Origin of the sequence: Acinetobacter sp. S4400-12, from assembly GCF_024129495.1 — a bacterium.
GTDB lineage: Bacteria > Pseudomonadota > Gammaproteobacteria > Pseudomonadales > Moraxellaceae > Acinetobacter > Acinetobacter lwoffii_C.
Map to the genome: position 1 here is coordinate 20191 of NZ_JAMXYB010000035.1, position 8294 is coordinate 28484.

General features: G+C 43.6%; 9 protein-coding genes. 4 read left to right on the top strand and 5 right to left on the bottom strand.

What is annotated here, in order from left to right:
- Positions 1-42: 42 nt before the first annotated feature.
- On the top strand, positions 43-1875 hold the full coding sequence (locus tag NI461_RS11890) for a diguanylate cyclase (protein ID WP_253157401.1): 1833 nt from the start codon (positions 43-45) through the stop codon (positions 1873-1875).
- Between the two features lie 11 nt (positions 1876-1886).
- Here NI461_RS11890 and NI461_RS11895 read toward each other — a convergent pair whose 3' ends face one another.
- The gene (locus tag NI461_RS11895; RefSeq protein ID WP_253157391.1) at positions 1887-2342 is read right to left on the bottom strand and encodes a GNAT family N-acetyltransferase; all 456 of its coding nucleotides are present in this window, start codon (positions 2340-2342) and stop codon (positions 1887-1889) included.
- A gap of 371 nt (positions 2343-2713) precedes the next feature.
- On the opposite strand from NI461_RS11895, the gene NI461_RS11900 reads away from it, so the two are divergent.
- Positions 2714-3196, top strand: coding sequence for a hypothetical protein (locus NI461_RS11900; protein ID WP_253157403.1), 483 nt, complete (start codon positions 2714-2716; stop codon positions 3194-3196).
- A 37-nt stretch (positions 3197-3233) separates the two neighbouring features.
- Here NI461_RS11900 and NI461_RS11905 read toward each other — a convergent pair whose 3' ends face one another.
- On the bottom strand, positions 3234-4118 hold the full coding sequence (locus tag NI461_RS11905) for an alpha/beta fold hydrolase (protein ID WP_253157393.1): 885 nt from the start codon (positions 4116-4118) through the stop codon (positions 3234-3236).
- A 169-nt stretch (positions 4119-4287) separates the two neighbouring features.
- On the opposite strand from NI461_RS11905, the gene NI461_RS11910 reads away from it, so the two are divergent.
- Both NI461_RS11910 and NI461_RS11915 read left to right on the top strand, forming a co-directional pair.
- Positions 4288-4560 (top strand): hypothetical protein, encoded by a 273-nt coding sequence (locus tag NI461_RS11910; protein ID WP_253157395.1) that lies wholly within the window; start codon positions 4288-4290, stop codon positions 4558-4560.
- 140 nt (positions 4561-4700) lie between these two features.
- A complete protein-coding gene (locus NI461_RS11915) occupies positions 4701-5198 on the top strand; it encodes a DUF2505 family protein (RefSeq protein WP_151204275.1) in 498 nt (165 codons plus the stop codon).
- A 67-nt stretch (positions 5199-5265) separates the two neighbouring features.
- Here NI461_RS11915 and NI461_RS11920 read toward each other — a convergent pair whose 3' ends face one another.
- From NI461_RS11920 to NI461_RS11930, 3 genes are all read right to left on the bottom strand, one after another.
- Entirely contained in the window at positions 5266-6543 is a 1278-nt protein-coding gene (locus NI461_RS11920) for an MFS transporter (protein WP_253157397.1), read from the bottom strand.
- 796 nt (positions 6544-7339) lie between these two features.
- On the bottom strand, positions 7340-7786 hold the full coding sequence (locus NI461_RS11925) for a YbjQ family protein (protein WP_253157399.1): 447 nt from the start codon (positions 7784-7786) through the stop codon (positions 7340-7342).
- Between the two features lie 3 nt (positions 7787-7789).
- Positions 7790-8146, bottom strand: coding sequence for a YbjQ family protein (locus NI461_RS11930; RefSeq protein ID WP_253150841.1), 357 nt, complete (start codon positions 8144-8146; stop codon positions 7790-7792).
- Positions 8147-8294 lie beyond the last annotated feature (148 nt).

The window sequence follows — 8294 nt, forward strand, 5'->3', positions numbered from 1 at the left end:
AAAAATAACCGGTTTTTCAGGAATATTGCGCTTTTGCAAAACATGATAAGGCATATCTATAAGGTAGTGGTGGCTTGGCTCATACTGACTGTATCGGTGATAGCCCAAGCTCAAGCCTTATCTGCTTTTGCATCGCCTCCCGAACATGATATTGCGGAAATCAACTTTACTGAGAACACCAGTACGTCTTTGGATACAGACTGGCTGTTTTATCAGGGGCAGTTTATTACTGCACCTAGTCCGGTGGTCCAGCCACAAGTTTGTCAGCTCCCGGCGTCCTTTAAAAGTCTGACCGGATCAAATATGGGGTATGGCACTTTTATTGGCCATTTTAGAATTCCTAAAGAATTTATTGGACGAAGAATAGCGATCCATATTCCGGCACAATATGGCGCCTATCAGGTCTATATGAATGGTGATTTTATTCTGCGCTTAGGTAAAATCAGCACCACTGAGGCAGGTCAAGTCACCAAAAGAGCGCCTCAGATCGGTTATTTTGTACCAGAAAGCCAGTATTTTACCCTGAGTATTCAAGTCTCCAACTACAGTACTTTACATGGAGGACTCGAACGTCCGCTGCGAATTGGAACAGCAAGCACCATTAACCGGCAGTACCAGCAGATTATGATGAGTATCAGCATGGTCAGTGGCATGGTGTTGGGAATCGGCTGCTTTACAATTTTATTTTCAGTCTTTCGTGGTTCCAAGGAACGTAATAGTAGAAGTATTTTCACCTTTGGCCTGTTTATTGTTTTTCTGGCTTTGCACAACCTGTTTAATGCCCCTTATGCCTATTCGGTCTTTACCAGTATTGACTGGCTTTGGGGGATGCGTCTGCAATATTTATTCACCTTCTTGGCAATTCTGTTTTTCCTCAGCTATATGTACCTGTTTAATCAGCGTTATCTGCATCGCTATGTTTATTATATAGCAGTGGCTTTTCTGCTGTTTAACTGTATGGTGACCTTGTTTACTCAACCGGAAATATTTGAACGTGTGGCACTGTATAGCGCTATTTTCTGTTGGGTGATTGGGGGTAATTTCATCTATGGTTTTTATCAGACCTTGCGGCAAAAACTGCCTTATTCACGTCTCACCTTGTATGCAGTGGTTTTTTTGTGCCTGACCTTTTTGAATGATTATCTATTACTGATCAATGTTATTGAAACTACAAATTTACTGTTTATTTCAACCAGTCTGTATGCCTTGTTGACCATGTTTCAGCAGTCCAGAAACTATGCCCATCACACTTATCAAACCGAGCAGCTAAATATACGTTTAAAGGAGCTAAACAGCTCGCTGGACCAGAAAGTGAAGGAGCGTACCCGACAGTTATATGAGCTGAATACCAGGCTGGAAGACCAGATGAATATAGATGCGCTGACAGGAGCCTTTAACCGGCGAGCTTTGAATGAAGAAATACAAAAGCACTTTTCTCATCTGCACCAAGATTCACAGCAAAGCCTGATTTTTAGCATGCTGGATGTCGATTATTTTAAGAACTATAACGATTATTATGGACACTTGAAAGGGGATGAAATTTTACAGAGTCTGGTGAAGGTGATTCAGAAAGAATTACCCGAATCTGCCTATCTAGCACGTTATGGAGGAGAGGAATTTGCGATTCTGTTGAAAAATGTGACAATTCAGGTCGCCTCAGCTTATCTGGAAAATGTACTGCGGAAGGTTCGTGAACAGCAGTTTGAGCATTTGAACCGGGGCGATCATAAGACTTATGTGACGGTGAGTATAGGCGTGGCCTGGATGGATGATCAGCAGCGTTATACCGATATTCATGAATTGATGAAAGCTGCGGATGTCCAACTTTATGCCGCAAAGCAGGCGGGGCGTGACCAGTTAAAAATGGCAGAATAAAAATAAAATAGTTAGAAGGTATATTTATATAAACGATAAGGGTCTTCAGCACCTGGGCTGATACGTGTCAGAAAGCCATGTTTTTGATAATAGGCTAAAGCAGTCTGGGTCGACTGTATTTCAAGCTGATGAATCTTTTTTCTGGCTAAAGAGACAGACATCTGCTGGATCAACTGAGTACCAAAACCCATGCGCTGGCAGTCAGCACTGACATAGTGCATCAGAATTTCACCGCGGTCACTCACCATTAAAAAGCCTACAACCCGGTCATGTAAAATATAGACCCAGCAATCGTTATACAGCATTTCAACGATCAGATAGGCCTGGTTAAATTTTTCCAGCCAGGTCTGGATCACACTGTCTTCGCGTTGATGATCCAGCACACAAGATTGAATACTGTCATGAATGACCTGAATGATTTGCGGTATATCCTGAACCTTCCCTTCACGAATCATAATTTTATTCATTTACTCGACCATTTATAGGGAGGTTCCATTTGACGGCAAAGCCAATTGGAAAACCAAGAGCGTGATTGTGTCATTTTGGGATAAATTTGCTAAACAATGCCCTGCAAAAGCCGTTTTTTGTTGATAATTTGTCTCATTTATTTATCTTTTGCCTAAAGTCTGAACAGTTTAAATTAGATTAACAATAGCAAGGCAGACGGTCTAAAGACTGCCATTAATATGAAGTGAAAAATTAGAAGAAAAGACTCTATAAAAATAGGCTTGTGAGCGCTTTAAGAAGGCTAAGCCTAAAAGCCGCCTTTAGCTTTAAGTCACTCTCAAATGAATAAACGACTTCTATCCCTAGAACCAGCCCGGTGAGATAATCCATGATGCTTAAATTTTTGCTGTTGTTTTGTCTATTGCTGATCTTTTATGCAGCCTGTCAGGTGGGCCTGAAGACTTATAAAATCCGTCGTTATCGCAAGGGCAAAGCATCAAACACAGCCACAGCTTTGGCTGCCGTTCCTCTCCCCAATTACGTCAGGCGGGAAATGGTTCATGTGGTAGAAGCCCATGAACAGGAATTGTTCGATGATGTCGCCAGTTTACTGTTTCAGCAGAAAACAGATCTTCAGGATCCGGTTCAGGCTGAACAGTTGCAACAGAGACTGTTCTATAAAATGCCGGGACGGACCACTACACATATTCGTCATCTGGACTTGGGAGAATGGTCAATTTACTGGAATTTCTATGACCAGTCTCTGGAGTATTATGTGGGCTGCTATGGCATTCTTTATACGCATGTTGACCGCTTCGGGCAGGAACATAAGCTGGAGATTGCTAAAAACTTATCACATTCGCACTGTATCTGATATCTATCAGCAATCAGGCCCCAGATCAAAACAATCTTCAGGCTGCATATTTCTGCTGATGTAAGTGTTTAAAGGTGTTCAATGCTTTATCCCAGATTTTTTCTGCGCCCTGACGGAAATATCCCATATGGCCAATCTCCCGAAGGCCATAATCTGCTGCGCGAATATCAATATAGGATTTTTTAGCTTGAGCGTAGTGCTGTATAAAGGCCTGCCTTGATGCGGGTAAAGCCCAGGCATCGTCCAGAGCGGCAATGGCATAAATCCGGGTTTGAACCTGCGCATACTGGTCATGCAATGCTTTCAAGTCAGGGTCAGCAAAAAAGTAAGTCGGATTTTTACACCATTTGCGCCACTCACGATACACATCATAGGGCAGGTCTGCGCCCATTTTCAGAAGACTCCATGGCAGATAGCCACTAACAGCCACCATCGGCGGAAAAATAATATTCCAGATCACCTGAACTTTGATTTTTTCCTTAAAAGGCATATAGCCATGCCAGCCTGCACCCGTACCAAAACAGTAGAGCGCTTCTACCCGGTCATGATATTTACTCAGCCCCAGAGCCTGCCCCCCATAGGAATGCCCAATCATATAAATATCCAGACCGGTTTTGCTTAAATACTCAATCGCGGCGGTCAGATCATAACGGCCCCAGTCCAGATAGGACATTTTAAAGTTTTTGAGCGTTTTGGGTGCTGAAGCTGCAATACCACGATAGTCAAAAGTCAATACCTGAAAACCGGCGGCGGTCGCATATTCAGCAAAGCGCCGATAGAACGCTTGCGGAACACCGGTGGCACAGGCCACCACGATATTGGCCAGAGCGGGCATTTCTGTCTGGTAAAGCTTGCCACTTAAGGTGTAGCCGTCCTCCGCCAGAAATTGCACGGTTCGGGTCTGAATTTTTCCTTGTGTCATACTAAGTTCCTTTTATTTTCAGCGATCAGGATAAGAATCATTTATAGTAGTTTTAAGCAGATCCGCCCAGAGATGTCAAAACTCTACAGTCGTTTGCAAGAGCTGTTGCATCGAAACCGTTACATAAGCAGGTGTCTTGTAAGGCGCTGTTTAAACTCAAGGACGCCGGATGTTGATTGACTTTTATTATAAGCAGCTGAATCAGTTCCTTCAGCTTGCAGTCCGGATTGAAGCGAATCCCGAAAAATATTTACAGTTTGATTCGGTGTCTGAGTTCTATCAATCCGCTTGGTTACATGAATTTCCTCGAGGTACACACTGGTATGTGAGTGGTCTGGATGATGGTGCCGAGGAATTTGATGTGGTCATTTATTATCGGGATGCCTGTCTTCAGCTCAGCTGTGGTGCAGAGGTATCAGCAAAGCTCATCCGGAAACATTGACCAGATTGTCATTTTTTACCCGCAATCGAGTAATGACATCTGCCTTAAAATTGAATTAAATAGCTGCTCTATTGAGGGTTTTCCCTTAGCTGATTCAAGACAAGCCCATCCTTCAAGCAATAAAAATAAGGAAAATTTGTATGGCACACCAGTTCACTGTAACAGCAATCATTCAGGGTATTTCAATTGATGACTTTAAACGTCTGGCCGCAGATATTCGGATGCATGAAGCGGTCTGTCACCGCATCCCTGCACAGAATATGGAAATTCTAGTCTCTGAAAAGCAGGGCCAGATTTATACTTTAAAACGTGCCTATAATCTGGATGTTAAAATTCCAGATATGGCGAAAAAACTGTTAAAAGATGCTTTTCGCTTGCAGCGCACTGATGTAAGTAATCTGGAAGAAATGACTTCAATTGTAGAATTAGGTGCAAATCTGCCGATTGAAGCGAAATGTCAGCGTGTGGTGACAGGTGATGAGGCACAGATCCAGTTTCAGCTGGATTGGAGCGTTAAAGTTAAAGTGCCTTTGTTGGGCAATATGCTGGAGAAGCATGCTGAAGGAGAAATCCGTAAATTTAGCGAGATTGAAATCAATATTGTTGAAGATGAGCTGCGTAAGAATCTGTCAGCCTGATTTTTGATGTTTCGGTCTTTCAATATTCGATAAAAAGAGCCTGATAAGCAGGCTCTTTTTATGGGCTTTATCCTATTTTTTCAAATTTTCTTTGATAAATTACAGCACTTAACAGGGTCACCAGACAGATCGCCCAGATATAGTACATGGCGCCAATATTGCTATATAGACTCAGCCATTGAACCAGCGGCAAGGTGATTCCTCCGGCAATTGCATAGGCAAGGTTATAGGAAAATGAAATGCCACTAAACCGGATCTGGGCCGGGAACATTTTGACCATACTGTAGGAGACGATGCCCACGGTGCCTGAACTCAGGCCGAGCAGCATATACAGCATAAACACCGTCGAAGCCTCTACATGCTCCAGACTATGATAGAAAATACCTGCCATTAGTGCGACAAATAAAGCGCCAAGCAACATGATTTTACCTGCGCCGAAACGGTCTACCAGCATGCCTGCCAGAATACAGCCTAGCATTTGCATGACAATTGCCGCACTTTGCATTTTAAAGGCATCGGCCCGTTCAAAACCAAAACCAGCCACCAACAAGTTCGGCATGGCTAAAATCAGTACTACCACACAGCCGGTCAGGAACCAGGTAAACAGCATGCCCAGAACCACACCGGTTTTATGCTGGGCAAGTACCTGTTTTACAGGCAGCTCTTTGGCCAGTTCCTTTTTAGCCTGCATGGCCTGAAAGACAGGCGTCTCTTTAAGATAACTGCGTAAGTACAGCGCCACAAAGCCAAAAATACCGCCTAAAATAAACGGAATGCGCCATGCCCATTGCTTGATTTCAGTTTCGCTAAATTGCAGGGAAATGAACAGTGACATGAGGGCACCGAGTAAAATACCTAAGGACAGACCCGCCGTCAGAACGCCATTGGCAATACCAATCCGGCGTTCCGGAACATGTTCCGAAACAAAGGTCCAGGCTGCCGGAATTTCTCCACCAATCGCGATGCCTTGCATGACTCGCATCAGCAATAACAGCAAAGGGGCGGCATAACCGATACTTTCGAAGGTCGGCATGATCCCGATCATCAGGGTAGGTAGAGCCATCAGCAGAATAGACAAGCTGAACAGGCGTTTACGTCCGATCAGGTCGCCAAAATGCGCCATGACCACGCCCCCCAGCGGGCGGAAAAAATAACCCGCAGCAAAGATGCCATAAGTGTTCAGCATGGCCCAGAATGGACTTAAAGTACTGGGGAAAAACAGTTCAGAAATCAGTTTGGCGTAAAATACATAAATGACAAAGTCATAAAACTCGAGTGCGCCGCCCAAAGAGGAGAGTCCAAGGGTGCGTTTGTCAGCACGGGTGAGTGTGGAATGAGCAACCATACTTGAGTTCCGCTAATAAATAATCCTAGATGATTGATTTTAAAGAATGCTTTTTTAATTGAATAATCAAACTTTCTTTGTTTGATTTTAACTAAAAGTTATCAGATTTTATTTTTATTCAATTATTTGGAATATATAAATGTCTAGACTGAAATTTGGGTACTTTTTCTTGAATCCGTCAGCGGTCTCTAGCTAAAAATAGCCTTAAGAAACAGAAAAAAGATTGAAATGTTTCAATGAAAAGAAAAAGGCTGAACGAATAAGGCATGAAATGAAGGAAATAGAGACTTTTGACAAGTTTTATAACGAAGCTTGAGAAAGCTTTGGCTGCATGAGCAAGCACAAAGTATTGCTTTGTTTAAAGGGCAAGAGGACGAGTATATTTTTGCTGTTATCTCAATCTCGTGATGAGTCCTTTATTTAGAATGGCTCATTGGGCTGTCTGATGGCTTATATCCGCTAAAAACTCTTGCGAGATATCTCTCACGTGGCAAACATAGACGAAATATCAACAGCCCCTTATCGTCCCCCTACAAATTCACATTATCCAGCTGCGCTGTATATGCAACCGGTGAACTCAATCCATCCGGAAAATGGAAATGGCAGCCCAGGTCTTGGAAGCAGATTACTTAAGTGTGCAGGACACCAGCGGGCAAATGGCATGAGAACAACAGAGCAAGCTGCGTTATTTTACTTTAGCAGGCAGTAAAGTCATGTGGGTATTTCGCGATTTTCCAGCTTAGATCGTACAGCATACAATTGATCATCTGTATAGAAGCTTGTGGATAGACAGACCTTAGGGGGTAGCTGGTACCTGAATCGCGGTGCCATAAGCAAAGACTTCGACCATGCCGCCCTGCATGCCGAGTTCGGTGGTACTTAGCCGAATCCCCATAATCTGCTGTGCACCCATTTTCTCAGCCTCAAGTTTTAAGCGCACGATTGCCTCACGTCGAGCCCGTTCAACCACGCTTTCATAACTGGTCAAACGTCCCCCCAAGAAATTCTGAATATTGGCAATGGCATATTTAAAATAGTCATGGGAAATCACCACATTGCTGCTGATCATTTGACCTGAGAAATTTGAAGGGATAAAGCGGCTGTTATTGACCGCAATATAAGCCAGGCGCTGTTCCTGTTCTGCCAGATATTGCAGATGTTTACGCTCATTGTAGCGGCCAAAGCCAAACCCCACACTGAACAGAATCACGAAAATGGTGATCTGAAGAATTAAACCGTCCATGATTTAAGCAGCCGGAGGGAAGGGATCAGGGAGTTTGTTCGTATGGGGTTCGACGACCACGGCGGTACCATATACAAACAGTTCCGATGCACCTTGGGCAATATTTGAAGTCGAGAAGCGGATACCTACAATCGCATTCGCACCCAGTGCGCGGGCTTTTTCAATCATACGGTTCATGGCTTCCTGACGGGACTCTTCCAGCAGTTCAGTATAGGCTGTGAGTTCACCACCGACAATATTTTTCAGACCCGCCAGCAGGTCACGTCCTACATGTTTACTTCGTACTGTACTGCCATATACCACATCAATTTGACGGTTAATGGTATGGCCCGGAACGGTTTCTAAATTACTGAGCAGCATTTTTGTGATATTCAAATGAAAATAGGATGGCTGTGAAGATAGGAAATTGAGGATTAATGTCTTGTCCTGAAATAGATTGACAGTATTCCACTTCAAACCGAGTTATGCAATTAGCTCGGTTTTAGTTTGCTCATACGTCTGATTCGGG